18 protein-coding genes and 1 other annotated feature are annotated in these 20,972 nt (G+C 37.6%); of the genes, 8 read left to right on the top strand and 10 right to left on the bottom strand.

Annotation, left to right across the window (positions count from 1 at the left end; all coding sequences use genetic code 11):
• Positions 1 to 35 precede the first annotated feature (35 nt).
• Entirely contained in the window at positions 36 to 908 is an 873-nt protein-coding gene (locus ACH0BF_RS12555; protein WP_406909432.1) for a YitT family protein, read from the bottom strand.
• A gap of 422 nt (positions 909 to 1,330) precedes the next feature.
• Entirely contained in the window at positions 1,331 to 3,607 is a 2,277-nt protein-coding gene (locus ACH0BF_RS12550; RefSeq protein ID WP_406909457.1) for an S-layer homology domain-containing protein, read from the bottom strand.
• 559 nt (positions 3,608 to 4,166) lie between these two features.
• Between ACH0BF_RS12550 and ACH0BF_RS12545 the strand changes: the two genes are divergently transcribed.
• Positions 4,167 to 5,081, top strand: a complete 915-nt coding sequence (locus tag ACH0BF_RS12545; RefSeq protein WP_340853698.1) for a class I SAM-dependent methyltransferase — start codon at positions 4,167 to 4,169, stop codon at positions 5,079 to 5,081.
• 164 nt (positions 5,082 to 5,245) lie between these two features.
• On the opposite strand, the gene ACH0BF_RS12540 is transcribed toward ACH0BF_RS12545, so the two are convergent.
• From ACH0BF_RS12540 to ACH0BF_RS12530, 3 genes are all read right to left on the bottom strand, one after another.
• On the bottom strand, positions 5,246 to 6,751 hold the full coding sequence (locus tag ACH0BF_RS12540; protein WP_340853697.1) for a sensor domain-containing diguanylate cyclase: 1,506 nt from the start codon (positions 6,749 to 6,751) through the stop codon (positions 5,246 to 5,248).
• 623 nt (positions 6,752 to 7,374) lie between these two features.
• Entirely contained in the window at positions 7,375 to 8,937 is a 1,563-nt protein-coding gene (locus ACH0BF_RS12535) for a 2-isopropylmalate synthase (protein ID WP_120032115.1), read from the bottom strand.
• Positions 8,938 to 8,994: 57 nt separating this feature from the next.
• Positions 8,995 to 9,240: a binding site (T-box leader), on the bottom strand.
• A 217-nt stretch (positions 9,241 to 9,457) separates the two neighbouring features.
• Entirely contained in the window at positions 9,458 to 10,276 is an 819-nt protein-coding gene (locus tag ACH0BF_RS12530) for a methyl-accepting chemotaxis protein (RefSeq protein WP_120032117.1), read from the bottom strand.
• Between the two features lie 330 nt (positions 10,277 to 10,606).
• Between ACH0BF_RS12530 and ACH0BF_RS12525 the strand changes: the two genes are divergently transcribed.
• The 3 genes from ACH0BF_RS12525 to ACH0BF_RS12515 all read left to right on the top strand — a co-directional run bounded on the left by ACH0BF_RS12525 (position 10,607) and on the right by ACH0BF_RS12515 (position 12,852).
• Entirely contained in the window at positions 10,607 to 10,810 is a 204-nt protein-coding gene (locus ACH0BF_RS12525; RefSeq protein WP_340853695.1) for a helix-turn-helix transcriptional regulator, read from the top strand.
• Positions 10,811 to 11,488 (top strand): DUF3169 family protein, encoded by a 678-nt coding sequence (locus ACH0BF_RS12520; protein ID WP_340853694.1) that lies wholly within the window; start codon positions 10,811 to 10,813, stop codon positions 11,486 to 11,488.
• A gap of 575 nt (positions 11,489 to 12,063) precedes the next feature.
• Positions 12,064 to 12,852 (top strand): polysaccharide deacetylase family protein, encoded by a 789-nt coding sequence (locus ACH0BF_RS12515; protein ID WP_340853693.1) that lies wholly within the window; start codon positions 12,064 to 12,066, stop codon positions 12,850 to 12,852.
• A gap of 368 nt (positions 12,853 to 13,220) precedes the next feature.
• Here ACH0BF_RS12515 and ACH0BF_RS12510 read toward each other — a convergent pair whose 3' ends face one another.
• From ACH0BF_RS12510 to ACH0BF_RS12495, 4 genes are all read right to left on the bottom strand, one after another.
• Positions 13,221 to 14,060, bottom strand: a complete 840-nt coding sequence (locus ACH0BF_RS12510) for a YitT family protein (RefSeq protein ID WP_120032128.1) — start codon at positions 14,058 to 14,060, stop codon at positions 13,221 to 13,223.
• A 628-nt stretch (positions 14,061 to 14,688) separates the two neighbouring features.
• Positions 14,689 to 15,321 (bottom strand): type 1 glutamine amidotransferase family protein, encoded by a 633-nt coding sequence (locus tag ACH0BF_RS12505; protein ID WP_120032130.1) that lies wholly within the window; start codon positions 15,319 to 15,321, stop codon positions 14,689 to 14,691.
• Between the two features lie 72 nt (positions 15,322 to 15,393).
• Entirely contained in the window at positions 15,394 to 16,359 is a 966-nt protein-coding gene (locus ACH0BF_RS12500) for a helix-turn-helix transcriptional regulator (protein ID WP_340853689.1), read from the bottom strand.
• 532 nt (positions 16,360 to 16,891) lie between these two features.
• Complete coding sequence (locus ACH0BF_RS12495) at positions 16,892 to 17,647, bottom strand: SGNH/GDSL hydrolase family protein (RefSeq protein WP_340853688.1); 756 nt, start codon at positions 17,645 to 17,647, stop codon at positions 16,892 to 16,894.
• A 172-nt stretch (positions 17,648 to 17,819) separates the two neighbouring features.
• Here ACH0BF_RS12495 and ACH0BF_RS12490 point away from each other — a divergent pair, with 172 nt between their 5' ends.
• The 4 genes from ACH0BF_RS12490 (at position 17,820) to ACH0BF_RS12475 (ending at position 20,471) form a co-directional block, all read left to right on the top strand.
• Complete coding sequence (locus ACH0BF_RS12490; protein WP_340856386.1) at positions 17,820 to 18,185, top strand: immunoglobulin-like domain-containing protein; 366 nt, start codon at positions 17,820 to 17,822, stop codon at positions 18,183 to 18,185.
• 181 nt (positions 18,186 to 18,366) lie between these two features.
• On the top strand, positions 18,367 to 18,558 hold the full coding sequence (locus ACH0BF_RS12485) for a hypothetical protein (RefSeq protein WP_340853687.1): 192 nt from the start codon (positions 18,367 to 18,369) through the stop codon (positions 18,556 to 18,558).
• 999 nt (positions 18,559 to 19,557) lie between these two features.
• Complete coding sequence (locus ACH0BF_RS12480) at positions 19,558 to 19,821, top strand: excalibur calcium-binding domain-containing protein (RefSeq protein WP_120032140.1); 264 nt, start codon at positions 19,558 to 19,560, stop codon at positions 19,819 to 19,821.
• 305 nt (positions 19,822 to 20,126) lie between these two features.
• Entirely contained in the window at positions 20,127 to 20,471 is a 345-nt protein-coding gene (locus ACH0BF_RS12475) for a potassium channel family protein (RefSeq protein ID WP_120032142.1), read from the top strand.
• A gap of 100 nt (positions 20,472 to 20,571) precedes the next feature.
• Here ACH0BF_RS12475 and ACH0BF_RS12470 read toward each other — a convergent pair whose 3' ends face one another.
• Positions 20,572 to 20,817 carry a hypothetical protein gene (locus ACH0BF_RS12470; protein WP_340853686.1) on the bottom strand — a complete coding sequence of 82 codons (246 nt, stop codon included), beginning with the start codon at positions 20,815 to 20,817 and terminating at the stop codon, positions 20,572 to 20,574.
• Positions 20,818 to 20,972 lie beyond the last annotated feature (155 nt).

Below are 20,972 nucleotides of genomic sequence, written 5' to 3'. Positions count from 1 at the left end.
GTCTGTTGCCTGACTATCTATTTGCCAACTTTCGCCTAATGGATATTATGCTTTCTGAAATTGCCGCCTTTTACCTCTGCTACGTCATATACGGTCACAAAAGCCTCTTCGCCAATTTCATTAATAATTTCCTTAATTTTACTTTCTTCTAACCGGTTAATAACACATGTAATTTCTTTGAACTTTTCATGGGAATAACCGCCATACACTTCATTATACGTGGCACTTCTTCCTAAGCGGTCTCGTATCGTTTTTACCATTAATTCAGGTTGAGTTGTAATAATTTTAAAGGTTTTTGATCCGCTTAAGCCTTCTTCAACGATATGAATCACCTTAGAAGCGATAAAATAAGCAATGGCGGAAAGAATGGCCCCTTGTAGACCAAATACGGTAGAGACAAAAATGAATACAAATAGGTTTAAAAAAAGAATAAAATCACTCGTCCCAAACGGCAATTTTCGAGAGAGCAGAACGGCTAGCATATCAATACCGTCCAACGCCCCGCCATTACGCAAGGCTAACCCCATTCCAAAGCCGAGAATAATTCCGCCGACAACAGTAACGAGCAAAGTATCCCCTTCAATAATAGCTGGCATATGATGCATAAGACTGGTGCCAACAGCTAGTGAAGCGATGCCGATAATGGAATAAATCGCGAAGCTTTTACCAATTTGTTTATAACCTAGCCAAACAAAAGGAATATTAATAACAACAATGAGGACTCCTAAAGGTAATCCAAATAGTTGTGAACCAACGATACTAATGCCGGTTACTCCTCCATCGGATACATTATTTGGGATTAATACGGTTTCAAGTCCATATGCTGCGATAAATCCTCCTATAATGATTATCAATCCTCGTAAAATTAATTTTAATTGATTAGGACTATGCTTTTTAACTGTACTCATCTGATTCCTCACTTCCAATATTTTTTTCCTTTTTAAATTTACCATAAAACGTTTCTTTGATTACTCCGCTTTGTTTATATCCTAAGAAAAACTGCACAAATTACAGGACCATGCTTTCTGCCACTCCCTCTCACATCGGCTATCCATCTACTTGCTAACACCATGTAAAAAATGTGTAAAAATATTTTTTAGTAACCCCGCACAAAAAAGACCATTCTAAAATAATTACTTTAAGAATGGTCTTTTTCATATATTATTGAATCTTTTCTTTAAAACAATCCCGTAAGCTTCTTTTTTCGAATCGCGAATTTCTTTCCTAATTACAAAAGATCGCCCTTCGCCTTTTATTGTTATTTGGCAAACAGAAAGGATAGAATTCACGTTGATATTGGATATGAAAAGAAATTTTCACCACATAAACTTCACTCTGCTAGCAAATCAAGCGAATCTTTAGGACGTTTTTCAATATCTGCTTTGTTTGTGCTAGATTGGTATGTGCTATTAATCAGGCTGCCGAAGCCTTGTTCACGAAGAAGTTGAACGATAAAGGCCGGTATCGGCACCTTATTGTTAACCATATACTTCGTTTTTGAGCGAATCATTTCGTCAAATATTATACTGCGCGGGATGCCTGTTTCGGCAAATATATTTTGGCTTAACAGCAGATCTGCTAGGGTCAAATGAGGGTAGTCATCGCCTCCAAATGCCTTTGCTGGGCTTACTCGGTACCAAAGATCACCATTAGAGCGGATCCACTTTGGATGAAGCGCTTCAATACCCGCTTTAATTTCACGGGCTGTTTTCAAGTAAGCAGGATGATTCGTTTGCTTATATGTTTCGAGCAAGAAACGCATCTCACCGAGTGCGTGATTGAGTGACGCATGTGTTTTGGCATGATTATTTCCGATCCCATAATAATCAGCGATTAAATAGCTAGAAGCTGTGATTGGGATAATGTTTCCGAGGCTTTTTTGTTTCACCAAATAATCAGCATAACGAATGTTGGTGCCTTGAAGCTCTCGAATAGATAACGATTCGGAAGTGTTTTTCAAGAACAAAGCGGCGTTTTCATTCAATCTAGTGTCAACATAGGGAGCAGTTAGACCGTATGTTTTTTTAAGCAACGAACTTGTATATTCCGTCGGAAAGATCGGATTCTTTCCTGCTGTGATCGCTCCGCTAGAGAATACATCCAAATCGGCCACTGCATTAATGACAAGATCATAAAAGTAGCGTTCCTTATTGCCAGTATAGGCTGTTAAATACACTCCCCCTTGAAGGCGCGTGATGTTACGGCCGTATCCCATCTTATAACCAGGCTCAATTGACCATGGCAGTTTCGTGTAAGCTCCGTCCGCCGTAAGCCAGTTGTTGATAGTTGTATATTGGCTGATCGTCCGTTTAAACCAATCGTTTCTGTTGTTATCATTGGCAAATAAACGCTTATCCGATAACAGTATCCAGTTTTCCGAAATCGCTTTAGAGCGGACAGATACGTTGACATGCGTCGTAACGAGGTTGCGCGCTTTATCCGTGTACATTTGATAGCTTTCCCGCTCCTCAATCAGCTCGCGAAGAACAGATTTATCCCCGGTCGGGTAATTATGCTGGCGATGAAGGGAAATATAGTTTTTGCCGATCATCATTTCATTGACCACCGCATTGCCTTTTTTCGCTGATAAAATGCCGGTCGGATGTGACGTTTTATCAACACCGAATGTATCATCATGCTTTTGATCTACCTGGCCGAACGTATTATATTTAGCCAATGAATAATTATCCGACTGCTGAAACGGCACAATGACAGATGCTGAGTATGTATTGTTTCCATTATGGATAAATTTTGTAAAGGCGAATACATCGCCGTTATCCAACTTTCTCAATGTCACTCTCAAGGAGCCAAGCGGCTTAGAGGCATTTCCCATATGATAGTAATAATGATAATCAGTTGAGCGAATATGTGCATCTATCGTACGTTTGTCGTATGTAAGAGGTACACCGCGCGTATTCATTCTTACTTTAATATATTGGTAGTCATTGACTGGGACGACAACCTCTGAGGAATCGATCGGCTTAGGAATCGTAATCGGATCCTTGCTTCCAGAGAATAAATCAAGCTTTTCCATCAATCGATACACAAACACGGCTGATTCACCGCGTGTAGCAATTTTCTTCGGTAAAAAATAATTATCTGCTGTTCCTTTAATGAGTCCGTAATGAGTCATGCGCTGTACAGATTCATAGGCGTACCGGGTAATATCTGCTGCATCCTTATACGTGAGTGCAGCTTTTGTTGGGTACTCTCCTTTTAGCTGCATGGCCCGATCAAGCATAACAGCTACATCCGAACGTGTGACCGGATCATTGGCGAGCGCATAGCCCTCGGCATTTCCTAAAAGAAGCCCCGCTTTTTTCGCAGCACTGATATCTTTATATAAACTGCTGCCGGGGCCTACATCCTTAAATCCAGAGTCACCAGATGGCAAATCCAGAGCTCTTACTAGAAACGCCACAAATTGTCCCCTTGTGACTGACGAATCGAGTCGCAATGTTCCATCATGATAGCCTTCCATGACTCCAGCATCCATAAGCGCCTGCACTTGCTCCATTAAGCTAGGACTGCTAGCAGCCCTTGCTGTGGAAGTGGACGACTGAATGGAGAGCATGAAAAATAAAACTATTACGGCTAGACCTGTCATCAATCTTTTTATAGTGATCCCCTCCTCTGGCTTATTTTAACATAAAATATTAATTACAAAATATTACTAATTCACTATCTACCATCTTGACATGACGCCGAAAGCACGAGCGGGATAAAGAAGGTTAGCTTGCAGAAAGTCGTTTAATTACGATATACCGCCTTATCTTTTCGGAATGACGCTTTATTGACTTACACAGTTTATATCTTTTTGATCGTTTAGAAGCGAACCTAACGAATCATTTTCTCTTACCCAAAAAGAACAAATCCCTTTTTACTCCAAAGATATCTTTCTTGTATTTAAAAAAGTACACCCCACAATAAAGTCGTTTCCCCCTCCTCAGACTTCTTCTTTCATTCCTCTATTTCATTGTGTTCTCAGAAAAATTGATTGGCTATTTTCTCCTGCTATTTGATAAGAGGGACCATCGAAAGAACAAGCGAAATCATTGACAAAAAAATTTATTTATGCTATAATTTACAATTAAAATTCAATCATCTATAATAAGATTCTCCTGGCCAGGGGAATCTTATTTTATTTTATAAGGGAGAGAAATTGCATGAATCAAAACCAGGTAAGTTTAACAGCCTTAATATCAGCCTTTGGCCGTGCCTATCATAGTAAATATGACTCACCTAAAGTTTTTGACGACTTTATCGCCGAAGAGTTCATTTCTAAAAAAGAGTTTGCGGAGATTAGAGAGCATATGATTCAAGGCGTTTACTTTTTCAACAAAGAGATCGCCCAGAGGCTTAACAACGATCCAGATGAAATTATAAAATGGATTACCCAAGTCCAGCTTTCCCCTACTCCCTTAGCACGAGCAGCATTTTGCGAAAAAGTTTTAAACCATGAAATCAAATTAGGTGCCAGACAATATGTGATCCTTGGCGCTGGATTAGATACATTCTGTTTTCGCCACCCGGAATTAATTGAAAACCTGGAAATATTTGAAATTGACCATCCATCTATGCAAGCGTTCAAAAAAGAGAGACTGGCGAGTACAGCCCTAGAAATTCCCAATCATCTTCACTTCGTTCCAATGGATTTTACGAAACAGTTTTCTAACGAGGAATTAGTCAAACAAGGGTTTAAAGATCAAAAAACCTTTTTTAGTTTGTTAGGAGTCTCCTATTATTTAAGCAAAAATGAAATAAAAAAATTATTTAAACACCTATTTGCAAATATCCCGTCAGGCAGCTCGATCGTATTTGATTATGCAGACGAAAAACTGTTTAAGGAAAAAGGATTATCGAATAGAGTAGCAAACATGGTGGAAATGGCCGCTGCCAGCGGAGAACCTATGAAATCATGCTTCTCTTACGCTGAAATCGAGAGGTTATTAGAAGAGGTAGGGTTGCTTATCTATGAGCACTTATCACCAGCTCAAATAAATGAACAATTTTTCAGTCACCGAACGGATTATTTAACTTCATTTGAAACGATTCATTATATTCACGCTGTAAAAAAATAAGAAGAGATACATGCTGCCGCTCAATAGCTAAGATGATTGAGCGGTTCTATGTTTATTTTTCTGCTTCAAAATTATCACCTGTTTGCAGACAATTGAAAGAGAAGTAAAAAACATCCGTTCATTCGGATGTATCCCTTTATAAAAAACAGGACATGTACTCTGCTCTATATAGAAATTTTACTTTGTTTAGATTTAGATTTTTCTTTATACATGTCTGTATCAGCAAGGTTAATCGCTTCTTCCAAAGAAATATCCGTCCCTGATTCATAATAGCAAAAACCATGGCTGACTGAGACGCTGTACGGCTTATTGTGTAATTCGTTCATTTCACCAAAAGCAACAAGGATGTCATCCCATACTTTATGGACCGCAGACATTTGCTTATTAAAAAAGACGATAATAAACTCATCCCCGCCATACCGAAAGAAAACATCTTCTTTTTCTATATGCTTTGTTATTTCCTGACAAACCGACTTAATCAATTCATCTCCTTCTGAATGACCGTATTTATCGTTCACCTCTTTTAGATTGTTTATATCAATAAAGCACAAAATAAATTCTTTATGTTGTTTTTGGGCATTCTGTAAAATTTCCGTGCCGCTCCTCCTGTTTATTACGCCGGTAAGAATATCTACCGAGGCATGCCTTCTCAGTTCAGCTTCTACTTTTTTAAAATTCGTTATATCGGTTACTCCAGCTAAAATATGCTTCTCATTTTCATGTTCAATCAATTCATAGTTTACAGAAAGCCATTTAGTCACGTCAGGAGATATATTTTGCTCGACAATATGATTTTTGATGCTGCCGTATTTACTAAGTTGTTTAACAATGAAGAATCTCTCTTCTAAATTGTTATAAATCAGATTTCCGTCAAATGGCTCTATCTGTCCAAATGAATGCTGATAAAAATCGATGGCTCTTTGATTAATCAACACAATCTTGCCATCACTGATTGTAGTAAGAAGCAGCGGATACGGATTGACTTCAAATAACTTCCGAAAGCTTGCTTCGTTTTCTTTTATTTTTAATTTATGAATAAACTGGCTTCTTCGATTTGCATAAAACGTCAGAACAATAAAAAAGGCTATAATTGCTGCAATGGTTGTATTGATTTGTTTGGCTATAAGAGTGTATTTATCTTCATTCACCATATAAAGGCCTATAAGAAAAGCCGCATGGTTAAACAAAAAAATGAAAAATGCATGTTTAGGCTTTATAGGAAGTATGACAGCTACACTAATCAGAATAATCGCATAAGCATCAACATTTCCAGTTAATCTTTGACTATTAATAGAAGCCATTGCTCCCATGAAAACATAAAATATAACGTACGTATTAATAAGGAAAGCGGGCCACATAGATGTGAAAATGAATCCTTTATTTTTTATCTTGCGGTAAAAATAAAGATACAAAATCGATAAGAGAAAACCAGCAGAATGGAGCGCGATCAGCGTGTATCTAAAACTAGGATCTTTTAAATCATTAACCAAAATAACATCCACATATAAATAATAAGCGTATAAAATCAGCAAAATAATGGATGCTATTTTCAACCTATGCAATAAAAAAATATGATTCGTTTTAACAAAGCTCTTATCGTCCATATAATCCTTATGTCGGTATAGTTTTGCTATTCTTTCCATGACTGTCATTACTTTAGAATTAGCCATACAAAAAAAGTCCTGCCTTTTTATTCATTTTTTCTCATTTTAGCATGTCGTTTCTAAAAATAATACCGTTTTCATCACAGGCAGACTCGATCTTTTTGATAAGCTTGCGGTTGGAAAAATGCTGGTACTTGCATCTTTTGGCACACATCACAATTGTGAATAAACAACCTCTCTCCAGCGGTCCGTTCAAAGCACTTTGGATGGAATTATCAAAACCTCATTGGGGTATCCGTAGATCAAACTTTTTGTATTAATACATAAATGAACAAGTGAAGGGATAAAGAAAGAAAATAACGAATAGAACAAAGCGAGGAAAATCCCTTTCATCTCGTGATTAAACTTGATACGATGCAAGAAGAATGACATACGAAAAACAATTTAAATTGAAAATAAGTCCCTTCTAAAAGAAGGGAAAAGAGGGGAAAAACCCTCTTTCCATCGTCTCATTCCGCCTAAAGAAATTAGTATCCTAGACTTCTTCCCCTCCCTCTTTATCAACAACCTTTGACGAATCCGGGAGTACAGAAGGCCTCCCCCATCTAAAAATGACTTTAGTTTTTATCGCCTGTTACGGCCCCTCCCACCTCTTCGGCTCTCAAGTAGCTATTACATTCACCTATTAATCATTTCACTGGAAGTAAATGATCGATAACGATGCTATTGATGGCATTAATGTAGGCTTCGGCACTTGCTTTTAGGATATCGGTATCTGATGCTTTGGCGATATACTTTTCTCCTCTGAACTCCACTTGAATTTTCACTTTTCCTAATGCTTCTTTGCCTCTTGAAATGCTCTTTATATCATATTGAATTAGCTTAATATCTAAATCACATATATTGCTGATTGCAGAATATAGTGCATCAATTGGGCCGGAACCTACGGCACTGCCTTTTATTGTTTGATTCGCTTTCTTCAACTCTACACTGGCGGATGGGAAATTGGTATTACTGATGACCTGCAGATCCATTAGCTCATAGAAATTGTCGCTATATGGATGGATTTCCTGGCTGTTATATTTTTTATAACAGTTTTCAATAATCACATATAAGTCATGATTATACACCTCTTTTTTAACATCAGCTAACTCAAGGAAAGCGGCAAAGATTTCTTCAAATTTCACATCGGTAAACTGATGGATGCCCAATTTTTCAATTGCCGTTTTCACAGCATGCCGACCAGAACGAGCGGTTAATACAAGCTCCATGTCATCTAACCCCACTGCAACCGGATTGATGATTTCGTAAGTATCTCTTGACTTGATTAAACCATCCTGATGGATGCCTGAAGAATGAGCAAAAGCATTCTCTCCTGTAATCGCTTTATTTACTTGTACATCGAGCCCCATAAATCCACTTACCATTCTTGAAGTATTCATTATTTCTTTTGTATTAATGTTCGTGTGGACTCGATAAACTTCCGCACGTGTGTTTATCGCCATTATCACCTCTTCCAATGCTGCATTTCCTGCACGCTCTCCAATTCCATTGATCGTACATTCCACTTTATCCGCCCCATTTTTGATTGCCGCTAACGTATTGGCAGTAGCCATTCCAAGATCATTATGGCAATGGACACTTAAAAGTGTTCGGTCATTTAAATTTTTCAAGCGATCATTTAATTTGTATATTAACTCACCAAACTCTTCCGGCTCTGCAAAGCCAACTGTGTCAGGCACATTAATCATTGTGGCTCCTGCTTTTACAACAGCTTCTATCGTTGCCCACAAATATTCAAAATCTGAGCGTGACGCGTCTTCTGTAGAGTACTGGACATTCGGAAGAAGTGTTTTGGCGTATTTGACAGCATCCACCCCCATGTCCAAAATTTGACTTTTCGACTTGCCAAACTTCTTATCTAAGTGAACATCTGATGTGCCTAACACGATATGGATAAGCGGGCTTTCCGCATATTTCACACTATTATATACCGCATCAATATCAGACTGTACGGCTCTTGCTAATGCTGTAATCATTACCTCATCTGTGTTTCCTACCTTCATGGCAATTTCTTTCACGGCATTAAAATCGCCAGCCGATGAAGAAGGAAAGCCAGCTTCAATGATGTCTACCTGGAGGTTTTTTAATTGCTTGGCAACTTCCAGTTTTTCGTATAAATTTAATTTTGCGCCCGGAACTTGTTCTCCGTCTCTTAAAGTCGTATCAAATACCCAAATTTTCCTTGTCATGTAAAAAACACTCCTTTAACATCGTTAATTTATAAAAAAAGCCTCGTCTCTATAAAATATAGAGACGAGGCTTTGCTCGCGGTACCACTCTAATTGGTTAATCAAACTACATTAACCCTCTCATTTTCGGTGGCCATCACCACCTATCTGCATAACGGGAGAAATCCGGCACCCCCTACTTACTTCGTGTGTTCAGGGAGCAGCTCTTGGATGAGTTCAAAGGCCATAACTGTCGATTTTCACCAACCATCGACTCTCTGAAAAGATTATAAACCTCCTACTATTTCCAATCTTCGCTTTTTCATTATGTAATTATATGCCATACTATATGAGTGAACTCTAGTTGTCAATATAAAATTAACTGAATAGTTATATTATTCCTGCGATCATTTCAACTGTTTCCTTTTTTTACGTAAAATAGGCCTGTTCTGTTAGATGCTTTACACTGCGCCATATCCCATCACATCCCAAAAACCAGCAGCCAGGCATTCCTATTTACTTTATTGATTAAACTGAACGTTTATTCGTTAATATTTTTGAACTCTTTCATCGTTTCACTAATTTTCAATTGAGTCTCCGTTACTAAGCTTTGCAAGTTCTCTGTGATGTCACTTACCTTCACCACTTCTTGGGTTATATTCTCAACGTTATTATTCACTTTAACGATAGCATCTGAAACATTTCCTGCTAATTTTCGAACTTCATCAGCTACCACTTTAAAACCTTTTCCGTGCTCACCAGCACGTGCTGCCTCTATAGCAGCATTTAAAGCTAACATGTTCGTCTGTGAGGAAATATTCTTGATTGTTTTAGATAGCTCACTGATCAATGTAGTTTGTTCTTTTAATGACTGAAGAGCTTGCATATTTTCTTTAGACTTTGCAACAACCAAATCGCCAAGTTCTGTGGACACATTGTTTAACTTAGAAACTACACTCTCTGTTTTAATTTCTCGCTCTGTAATATCAGTAGCAATTTTAAGAACAGCGTCTACCCTCCGCTCTTCATTTAAGATGGGGATGTAGGTAGCTTCTAGCCAAATGAGTTTTCCATTTTTCCCTACTCTCTGTATCTTTTCTTGAAACTTCTTTCCAGCCCGTAAATTATTCCACAGTTCAACATACTCTTCGCTTTCTCTAAATTCTGCCGTACAAAATTGTTTATGCATCATATGACCTAATTCATTCACATCATAGTCTAATACCTGCGCAAAATTCTTATTTGCCCATATCACTTTGCCATTAATATCAAACTCTATCATGGCAAGATTCGTTTCAAGTGATGATAATACAGCCGCTGAATCCAATACTTGTGTGCTTTTATTTATTGTAGTACTCATAAAGTACCCCCTCTTTTCTTATAGTCTAGTCTTCCTAGATGCCTTGGGAATGCGTGACAATAATACTATAATATTACTTGCAAGACAATGAAAATTAGCACTTTAAAAAAAGAGGGTTGAATGGATAAGCAAAAAATTGTCTCTTATTTATGTCTACTACTTGATAACAAGCTCTCCTAAACCCTTCTCTTCATCTATATAACTTAAGCGCAGAACCCCTCAAACCAATAGAGCGTCCTTATAATTTGACTACTATACCATCTTTTTTGACAAATATACTTGTCAAAATAACCATTATACTTTACAATCAATGGCAAGAGGTGAAATTTTATGAAAAGTCGTCTTAAGGAATTAAGAGCTCGGGATGGCTTGAACCAAACACAGCTCGCCAAACTGGCAAAAGTTTCTAGACAAACAATTAGTTTAATCGAACGCGAAGAGTTCATCCCTTCTCTCTTAATTGCCATTCGTATTTCACGGATATTCCGGGAGCCTGTAGAAAATGTATTTTTCTTTGAGGAGGATGAATTATAAATGAAAATAATCAAGCAACTGTTGATCGGAGCCATAGTGGGATTTATTATAGCAATTAGCGCCCTGAACTTTTCTACCATTGATTTTTCACATTACGCAAAACCCGCCGTTATTTGCTTGTTTTCTCTAAACGTTATCCTGCTGGGATGGAGCTTGCTGTTATGCAAACAAATTAAACAGTTGCATAATACAGAGCTTACGGGTGAGGAAGAAGATGCCGCTGGGGAACTAAAATATAAAAAGTTTTCAGACTACTCCTTATTTGCTCAATCCAGTACCGTTTTATCGTTTTTAGCGTTAAGTTTCACCCTTGTTTGTAAAATGGATATAGTCTTGGTTATCCTAGCAATTATTCTGTTGATTGTCGGTTATGCGTTTACTGCCTATATGATTCAGTTAATGAAATTTGTGTATCCCGATCGTGAGATCCCCCCTCTTTCTGACACGCAGTTTTCGGAAAAGCTTTTGGAAATCTCTGATGAAGGGGAAAAACATATTATTATGCATGGTTTATATAAATCGTATAACTTATTAAGCATTGCGCTGACAGTTGCAATTGCAGCCGCTGTCATCTACTCCATGCTCTCACAGAATTCTCAGTTGTTTTCCATCATCGCTATGTGTATTGTTTTACTCTTAGTACATGGAAAATATATCTTGACTATTCGCGACAAATAAAATTGAAAAAAGGCCTAGACTGTATCACCTTGCTCCTCTAGAGGACGAAGTAAAAACAAAGCTGGACTTCAAAATGAAGTCCAGCTTTTTAATCAAGATGTAAAAGGTTTCACCTCCCTCTTTTCAAATGAACTCAACTCCTTCTTCGACAGGGCTCCGAATGAATCATTCAATTATTAAATGGAATAGTTTTCCTTTATTCTTCTCCATAATCACGGGCCTTTGTTTTAGCCATTCATTTAGGAACAATTTTATTAATTTTAAGTGGTTATTTTTAATCATTCCTTTTAACTATGGAAAGGCCTCACCTGAACCTCCATCTAGCAAGTCACAGACATCCTTGTTTTTTGTATGTTTTCTTTTTAGAGAGAGACACTAACTATAATCAAGGTAGATACCCTCATTGCTTTATTCAAAATTGCTTTTGGTTAGCCGGGAACCTTCCCGACTTCTATGGTTTCTCTTTATTTTGTAAATACATCTATAGACAATGCTTGCTCAATGTGTAATGTAAAACCAGCTGTTTGTATCTGTATTCAATTCAACATCCTATCTCAAGCTGGAGGCGATGTGGTTTGCTGAAATATATGGTCTTTTTTTGCACTCTTTTTATTGGTTGCTTTTCCATTGTATTGTCTGCAGATGCCCATATGAGCAGTCGTCAGGAATATGAGAAGTCAGGTCAAGCCATATGGGAAACGGCTACTAAAAAGAAAGTTGTAGCCATCACTTTTGACGATGGCCCAAGCCCAACCTACACTCCGCAAATACTGGATGTTTTGGCTAAGCATAGGGCAAAAGCCACTTTTTTTGTCACCGGGAAAAATGCAAATAAATATCCTAATGTTTTAAAAAGAACGGTGAAAGAAGGCCATGAGGTGGGCAACCATACGTATACCCATATTTATGACAGAAGCAAGAGCGTAAAAAAGTTAAAAAGAGAGATCGATTTAACCGCTCAAACGGTAAAAAAAATCACGGGCCAGGAAACCTCACTTTATCGCCCTGTTGGAGGCATGTATAATGACTCCATCATGACCACAGCTGCTGACAAGAACCATCTTGTCGTCATGTGGTCTTGGCATCAGGATCCTAAAGATTGGCTTCGACTGCCTGCAAACAAAATTAGCAATCACGTGATTAAACATTTGCGGTCTGGCGATATTATTCTCCTTCACGATGCTGGCGGCAATCGCACTCAAACCATTCGGGCATTAGACAAGATACTGGATTATTTAGACAAATCCGGCTATCAATGTGTTACGGTTTCTGATTTAATATATCAATCTAAAGTGCTCGATCATGATACACTTCCTGGAGATCCCTCTGATGACTATTTCTCACATTCACTTAAAAATAGTTAAAAGAATCCCATACAATCTTTCGTCAATCCCCGGGTGCCGCAGCCATGCTCGGGGTAATAATCGTGTGTTAGAGCATAGAAAAAAGCACCCTAAAGGGTGCTCAATGAAGGAATGTAAATATATCGATAATTTTACTATCAAATTGGACGCTCCATGCACTGTTTGTATCATTCTCCCCAGATAATAAAATTTCCTCACCTGATAAGAAGATGATCTTTAAAACTAATGGTTTGAAATGTCCAGCGTATAGGATATTTAATTTTGAAACCTTAAACAACTTATTATTAATTTGACACTTCCTATGGGGGGTGACAGCTTCGCTGATTCTATCCCTTTTTAATAAAGATATTTTCGCCTGTTTTTGTTATTTATACATTTGCACTGTCCATAAATCCTTTTCCGATAACATCCCGCACATCATGGATGGCCACAAAACTTTCATCATCAATGGCTTTCACAATTTTCTTAAGCATCAGCACCTCTTGTTTATGAATAATGACATAAAGGATTTTTTTATCATCTTTCGTGTAATAGCCGTATCCTGTCAATACCGTGATGCCTCGATGTGTTTTTTGGTTAATTTTCTCAGCAATTTCTTCATGACTCTTCGAGATGATGGTGACCGCTTTTTTGTGATTCATTCCTTCCACAATAAAGTCCATAACTTTTGTTCCGACATAAAGCATGACAATCGTGACCATCAAACGCTCTGTTCCGATGATAAAGTATGAGGAAAATACTACAATGAGGTCAAAGAACAGCAACCCGTAGCTGATACTCCATCCGAAATATTTATTGGCAATGCGGGCAAGAATCGTGGACCCAGCTGTTGTCCCGCCTGTTCTAATCACCATCCCGATGCCGAGTCCTGCAAGAACGCCGCCAAATATCGCATTCACCAGCATATCCGATGCCTCTACCCGCCAATCATGGCTTATATGGAGAAAGAGAGAGTTAAAAATAACAGCAATAATCGTGTAAAGAACAGAGGTCTTGCTTAAAAATTTATAGCCAATCACAATTAAAAGGCTGTTTACCACGAGGGTTACAAGTCCAGGAGACCATTCGAACAAATAATAGAAGATAAGCGCAACCCCCGTTACTCCGCCTTCTCCAAGGTTAGTAGGAATGATAAGAACATTAATCGCCAAAGCAAAAATAAAGGACCCTACCATAATCGTTAAAATATCCAACAATCTTCTTTTCACATTAACACCTGCTTATATATTTTTGAAAAACAAACGGGCAGCTCTTTCGTTTTTGTAATAGAAACGAATAGCGCCCGCCTGTCTCTTTTAACTATCTATTCTTATATTCCTTGTATTCACTATAAAAAATCATTAGCTGTCCTATAAACCTCCTTTACTCTCTAGGAAGGTGAAAACTTTTTATCATTATACACTTATTGACTTCTATCTTTCTGCATTTATTTTTTTTTTTATAGGGATACGGAAACGATTCTGGATGTCAGGGGCCACCATAGGAGTAAATGCCGTGTAATCCATTTTGATCATTGCATTCAGGAAACTTTAAATCCTTGAAAATCAATAAACCTTTGCCTTCTCCATAGGAGAAGGCTTATTAAGAAAAATAGACTGAACAGCAAAAACCGATCAGTCTGTAAGTAATTATCTGGCTCAACTAAAGCGCCCGATTCTTGAAGACCATTTCATCCTCATTCCCAAAGAAAAAGCCCACCGTCGTTCAAAAAGATTTAATGTGATTTTTTACTTCCATAAATATTTTTAAGTTGTATACAAAAATTAGGATTTAACATAATTTCAAGCATGGCAATTATTTAAATTCGTATAAATTTGCTAAGTTAATTTTATTAACTCATTCATTTACTGAATTCATCAATTGAAAGAAGTATTCAGGTTGATGAGTCTTATGTAGGTTATACCAGGAATGTAATGTATCTGGTGCACATACATCTAGTTTTTTCAGTACTTCCATTGCGAATTCCAGAGGAGCTACTCCTGAGGCAGTAACCAAATTCTCATCGGATACCGCGGATCTTCCCTCATAAAATTTTTCTCCATTGTAATTAGGACAAACCATTTTCATATATTCCAAGTTATTACTTGTATGCTTTCTAGAATCTAGGTATCCCATGTTTGCGAGACCCTCCGTTGCACCGCAAATGGCAGCAACAATAGTGCCGAGTTCTAAAGCTTCACCAGTTTTTTGCAGGATAGATTGATGAAGCTCTTCTCCCCACGTGTTCCCTCCAGGTAAAATTAAAAGATCTTTCCTCTCAAGAGTACACTCATTAAGGGAAATATCTGGTTTTATGCTCAGTCCTCCCATCGTAGTAATCATTTCTTTATTCGCTCCTACTGTAACTACTTTTAAAGGCGCTACATCTTTTTTGAAATATCTCCCTGAGTGTAGTTCGGCAATTAAATATCCGTATTCCCAGTCTGACATTGTATTGAATACATAAAGATAAACTTTTGGGGTCTGCATCTAATAACACTCCAATCACAAGTAATATAGCTTATTATAAGATAACTTCCCTGACAGCTAATGTCAGGGAAGTTATCTTACTTGATGAAATTTTATTAATTCCGACAGAATGTCAATAAGCCGCTCCTTAAGGCTTATTGGCTGAATAACTTCGATAGATTGACCGTACGGTAAAAGTAAGTAAGGTACATATGTATGGAGGATATCTTTTTCAAGAAGAAATACTGCTTGATTTGAAGTTCGTTCTTGTAAATAATGTTCTAAAAACCAATGTCCGCAAACATCACTCAACGCCCTTGCCTCTCCATTTATAACCAAAGAAATAATCTCTTTCTTATTTTCTATCGTTGGAAGAAGGTTTTTCATAAAAACGTCACGTGCGGAAAATTCTTCTGGTCGAGTAAATTTATTTTCGGTCAACATTAGATTTTCAATCCGCTCTATTTTAAAACTACGGATGTCATTCCTGAGGTGACAAAATCCAATCACATACCACTTATTATTCCAATAAATCATTCTGTATGGATCAACCAACCTGTACTTTGATTGCTCTTCGCCACTTCTGTTGTATAGAATTTTCACAGAGTATCCGTCAGCTACGGCCTGCTCCAAGTCCTTTAACAAAGGTTCCATAGAAAGCGAACTTAATCGACGTATTACTTCAAGACTGGTTACATGTTGGTTTATTTTTGTCTCTTGCTCTTGATTTGAATATTTGCTTAGCTTTGAAATAGCCCTTTTTAGTGCTTCACCTCCATAATATCCGGCTTCTTCTGCAAAAATAGCAGCATGACATAGGGCGGTTTGCTCCTCAAAATCAAAAAAAAGAGGAGCTTCAAGAAAATTGTTCAATAAAGTATATCCACCGTTATGGCCTGTGTCTGAAATGATAGGTACGCCACTTGTTGAAAGTGTATCAATATAACGGTACACCGTTCTTATATTCATCTCTAGCTTTTCTGAAATTTGTTTTGCAGTAACTTTTTTACCTGAACTAAGCATCCATAGAATTGCTAGTAGATTGTCACTTTTAGGCATATACATCCACCTCTATACGGAATTGATTATGTAAGTTTATGTTCGTTAATTAATAATGAGTGAGTTCCACTGTATTTATTATTTAAATTCAACTTATTTCCTTGGATTGCTAGTATATCTTGATAGTTCAAATGGAATTCTTCACAATCCGTTTTCAAATCCATCAACCGGGTTACCCCACAACCTGGCCCTTAGCAAAGAAAGATGAATGGAGTTTTACCTTATCACAACAAAAAAGAAAAATCCTGATTTAACGCAGGATTTTTCTCAACCTTTGTTTCAAATCTCCAATGCTCAGATGGTCCAAGCGCTGCAGCAAGATGATATGTTATAGCTACTCGCTGCTTTTTATACTATTTTCTAAAATAAAGGAGGGTTCCAAACAATCAAGCAGTTGCAACCTGCCTTAAAGTTTTAGTGCCCTTGATTTTTCTGTTAGGCTGTGTATTAAGTTTTTATATTTTCCACATTATAGATCGTTCTAGCGGAGTGAAGAAGTCGAATTTTTTCATGTGATATAGTGAATTTTTATTTAGACGTAGGGAAACATCCTATTTAAATAGTAGTTTACAGAATAAGCGACCATGCTATGTCCTTTTGGCGTCCAATGGAAGCCTAGCAGCGGATCAACTAACCCGCTTTTTGAAATCTTTGTATCTGTCGCATTTCCAGCTTTCAATACGGCATTCGCATAGTTATCTACGAGTTGAACCTTGTGCACCTTTGCCACTTTTCGGATCACATCGTTATAGCTGTTCTCCCATTTGCGTAGGCCGCCCTTATCAGCGTATAATGCTCTCACTTTAGGATTGCTTGCTGAATGGAATTGATAATATACTCCCTCATTCACAGGCAGATTAGTCATCAATATGACTTTAGCAGGTCTTTCTTTTAACTGTAAGACCATGCTGGCAAGATTTCTTTCAAACTGAGCCTTACTAACTTGTGGTTGTCCAGTTTTAGGGTTAATCAATGCATCGTTTAGTCCAAACATAATCACAACAACTGCTGGATTTAGGTCTAGCACATCTTTCTTAAATCTCTTTATGGCTTGATCCGTTGTATTTCCGCTTACGCCTTTATTGATCACACCTGCAACGTTAGGCCAGTTGCAGTCAGGATAATCCGGGAACTCTTTCGGCAAATATGATCCAGACGTGTTACTGTCCCCAAAAGCAACGACTCTATCAGTTTTGATTGGAGCCGCCTCTATATTAAATGACACGCCGGAGATGAGGAGTCCGGCTGCCGCAATCCCAGATACCAACAATTTTTTAATCTTGTTCATTTTAATAACCCCCACTCTATGTACACACTTATTATACCATTTACTTCCTTACTTGGAAGAATAAAACGGAATAGTGGAACCTCACTTTTTTCACCGAACTACAATGACTTAGAACAACCGAACTGTTCGTCAATGTCTCGCAGCGTTACTCCTCGTTTCCACTGGATGCCAAATAAATGAATCGAACCTAGAAAAATATCCTGCTCAAAAGCACTCTAACTCGGAAAATGGGGTTACTATCAAAACTGAGAAAGCTAAGTACCCAGCTGCAGTGAAGGTGATCACTGTCGAGATCTATAATGAAAGTGATAAAGAATACATGACATTTGCTCACGTGTTTCTTGTAAAAAAGGTAGACGGTATATGGCGCAAGGTGCCAATGAAAGCAAAAGTCTTCACAGAGCAAGGAATGATTCACCTTCCAAATGAAGTATCATCCTTAATCCTTAATGTTGATGATCTAAATTACGAGCTTACACCGGGTGAATACCAAGCTCTTATAGGCGCACTTGCTGCTCCATTTAAAATTGTAGAATGAGAAAGGAAAAGGCTTGATCTGTGACTCCATTAAAGTACTACGCCATAAAAGTACATTCATAAGTTATAGGTGTATTTTATAGAAAAAGGGGTACCAAGTTATTAAGCTTTCTCATCTAATATCTAGCACTGAGCTTTCTTTATTTGGTTTGAATAAGGAAAACCCGGTGGGAGGTGATTACATGAGAAAAGTTCATGGCATAAAGAATTTAATCGCTTATTTAGAATTCGTGGATTTTCCACTTACGGAAGAACAGGTCAACGATCTATTATTAAAAAAAGAACTCCCTCACCTCAGACCTTTAAAACACCTCATTATTTTTAATTTAGATCACATTGACTGGTGGATCAGCCAGCAGCGATTAAAGCCATAGATGAATACTGCCCTGCTACTAAGCAGGGTATTTATCATGAGCTGTTCATTCTCAATTTCGTGTAATTTTATTTGATCCTCGCTCTACTCTCTATTTGTTTTAAGAACGCGCATACACTTATTGAAACCTTTCCTACTATCCAATTGCTGCAAGTCATTAAGCTTTCCATATTTTTTGGCCAACCATGGATCTTCGCTAGCCTTTCACAAATACGACAGCTCAAAGACAACTACATAAAATGCTCCTTCGTTAATAGCCGATTTCGAAATTCTGCTATAATGTCTAGTTTGATTTATACTATCCGTTCATCGCATAATGTATCGGTAAATTCTCGATTATCCATCTACATAACATCTGCATGTTGCTTCTCAAACCAAAACAAGCAATGTCTACAGCAATCATTTAAAATAAGTTGCACACCCTCCCCTCCTTCGTATATTTTATGAACTGCGTAACAGCATTCGTGTGCTTTTTGTAATGTTTCACACCGCTTATGTCCACTATTCCTCAATCTTCATGTTCAATTGCTTCCCTAGATACTTACACTTGGAACACTGCTTCATCAGTATGATCTCTGAGCGTATTTCTGATTTTCGCCCCTTCCTTTCGTCTATCCCTCTTCACGTCGTTAAACCAATCATCCCTTTACTAAAAAATAATCGCTAATTCGTCTTCGTTGTTCTGTTCAGTTGATACAATCTTTACCAATGACTCCCCAGGTCACGAAATACAAGAGAGACTAGGTTATGCCCCTAGCTTTATCTGCGCAAAATCAGGCATATAAGCCCAATAAACTATCTCCCCTCTAGACCTTTTGTCGTTATTTGACGAAAAAATGATCTGGAATCCCCAATTAAGTTGTAGGAAAATGGAAGAAAGTACATTTCATCTTTTATGTGTAAAGTTTAGATAGAATTGCTAAAAAATTAGCTGGAGTGCAATAAAGATGATTGGATTTTTAAGAGGTAACTACACATGAATTAAAGGAGCCGATTTATTATGAATCGTATTGCTACAGTAATCTTATCTTCGTCCCTAATATTAGGAGTTTCAGCCGTCACTCCTTCCACTGTGGATGCAGCGGCAAAATCTTATAAAAACTGTACGGAACTAAACAAATCCTATCAAGGTGGAGTCGCCAAAGACGCCAAGGTAAAAAATAAAGGCGGCAAAACTAAGTATAAGCCCACAGTATCTGCAGCCCTTTATAAGTCAAATTCAAAGCTTGACAGAGATAAAGATGGCATTGCTTGCGAGAGATGAGTAAACTTTAACACTATTTCCTCTGTTCTTATAATCTATAGAGAGGATAACAACCCGCTGAAGATCTAACTAGTCAGCGGGTTCTCTTATTTTATTTGGGTAAGATTCTCTCTCAATAAAAATTCCACTGTCACATTCACTACAAATACTGGCTGTTCCATTTAAACCAAGTGCTCTTCCATTCTTCAATTCGCCGATTTTTGTTCACTTGTTTGTTATTTTTTGTTATAGCGCATACTTTCACATATAGTATAATTTTTTACATTAAACAAACTTTTGCCACATAAAGGGGATAAGAAGTAATAATGATTTCTTTTTTGCTAACTTTAAAACGATTTTTAAAAGCCCTAAAACATGCTTTTAAATTGAAGAACTTTCAAGTGCTTTTCACTTTAGTTTTGATTTTTTTACTATCGGGAACGATCTTTTATGTTAAGCAAGAAGGGTTAAGTATAATAGAAGCTCTTTATTTTTGCGTTGTGACGCTCAGTACAGTTGGCCATCCTAATTTTGAGCCTCAAACAGCGTTTGGCAAGGTGTTTACAATCGTTTATATTTTAGCTGGTACCGGTTTGTTTGTTGGGCTGATAGTGTATCTTGCCTATGCCATGATTAAACAACCGGAGGATGAAAAGCAAACGATCAAATAACAACCACAGCAAGACAGATCGCTGTGGTTATTATCAGTTGTGCAGGTGCTACTGATAATCATACAGGCGCAAGAAATAAAGAAACATACAGGTTCATCCGCTACTCTTCTTGAACAAGCTTTACCTCATCATATCCACAATTATGACAATACATTACATGGGGACAAATCTGATCTCTCGCTGTGTTCGGATAGCCGTCCCCCATCTTTACTGTTTCTTCATCGTTATAATGGCCGTATGGATCTAAAAAATCGGATACTTTGCCCGAATCATCTAATTGGGAACCGCAATCCGGGCAATACAATTCCAATTCTTTAAATGAATTACACAACGGACACTGTTTCATTTATATCACCTCTTTTAGCTTCCAAATTTAGTATTCATTTTCCTCTAGATAATATGTGCAATATAAGCAAATGATAAATACAATATAGCGGATAAACTCCCGATTTATTCGTTCACTCTAGTCTTCCCTCAACCTGTTAAAGCAGTAAATCCTCT

Origin of the sequence: Pseudobacillus sp. 179-B 2D1 NHS (assembly GCF_045370945.1) — a bacterium.
GTDB lineage: Bacteria > Bacillota > Bacilli > Bacillales > Domibacillaceae > Pseudobacillus.
The sequence above is the reverse complement of the archived record's forward strand: the minus strand, read 5'-3'. Positions and strand labels throughout refer to the sequence as shown.

What these genes read in the sequence shown, in the direction of transcription:
- ACH0BF_RS12555 (WP_406909432.1), bottom strand. Translation starts at nt 908, where the DNA reads ATGAGTACAGTTAAAAAGCATAGTCCTAATCAATTAAAATTAATTTTA.
- ACH0BF_RS12550 (WP_406909457.1), bottom strand. Translation starts at nt 3,607, where the DNA reads ATGACAGGTCTAGCCGTAATAGTTTTATTTTTCATGCTCTCCATTCAG.
- ACH0BF_RS12545 (WP_340853698.1), top strand. Translation starts at nt 4,167, where the DNA reads ATGAATCAAAACCAGGTAAGTTTAACAGCCTTAATATCAGCCTTTGGC.
- ACH0BF_RS12540 (WP_340853697.1), bottom strand. Translation starts at nt 6,751, where the DNA reads ATGGCTAATTCTAAAGTAATGACAGTCATGGAAAGAATAGCAAAACTA.
- ACH0BF_RS12535 (WP_120032115.1), bottom strand. Translation starts at nt 8,937, where the DNA reads ATGACAAGGAAAATTTGGGTATTTGATACGACTTTAAGAGACGGAGAA.
- ACH0BF_RS12530 (WP_120032117.1), bottom strand. Translation starts at nt 10,276, where the DNA reads ATGAGTACTACAATAAATAAAAGCACACAAGTATTGGATTCAGCGGCT.
- ACH0BF_RS12525 (WP_340853695.1), top strand. Translation starts at nt 10,607, where the DNA reads ATGAAAAGTCGTCTTAAGGAATTAAGAGCTCGGGATGGCTTGAACCAA.
- ACH0BF_RS12520 (WP_340853694.1), top strand. Translation starts at nt 10,811, where the DNA reads ATGAAAATAATCAAGCAACTGTTGATCGGAGCCATAGTGGGATTTATT.
- ACH0BF_RS12505 (WP_120032130.1), bottom strand. Translation starts at nt 15,321, where the DNA reads ATGCAGACCCCAAAAGTTTATCTTTATGTATTCAATACAATGTCAGAC.
- ACH0BF_RS12500 (WP_340853689.1), bottom strand. Translation starts at nt 16,359, where the DNA reads ATGCCTAAAAGTGACAATCTACTAGCAATTCTATGGATGCTTAGTTCA.
- ACH0BF_RS12495 (WP_340853688.1), bottom strand. Translation starts at nt 17,647, where the DNA reads ATGAACAAGATTAAAAAATTGTTGGTATCTGGGATTGCGGCAGCCGGA.
- ACH0BF_RS12485 (WP_340853687.1), top strand. Translation starts at nt 18,367, where the DNA reads ATGAGAAAAGTTCATGGCATAAAGAATTTAATCGCTTATTTAGAATTC.
- ACH0BF_RS12480 (WP_120032140.1), top strand. Translation starts at nt 19,558, where the DNA reads ATGAATCGTATTGCTACAGTAATCTTATCTTCGTCCCTAATATTAGGA.
- ACH0BF_RS12475 (WP_120032142.1), top strand. Translation starts at nt 20,127, where the DNA reads ATGATTTCTTTTTTGCTAACTTTAAAACGATTTTTAAAAGCCCTAAAA.
- ACH0BF_RS12470 (WP_340853686.1), bottom strand. Translation starts at nt 20,817, where the DNA reads ATGAAACAGTGTCCGTTGTGTAATTCATTTAAAGAATTGGAATTGTAT.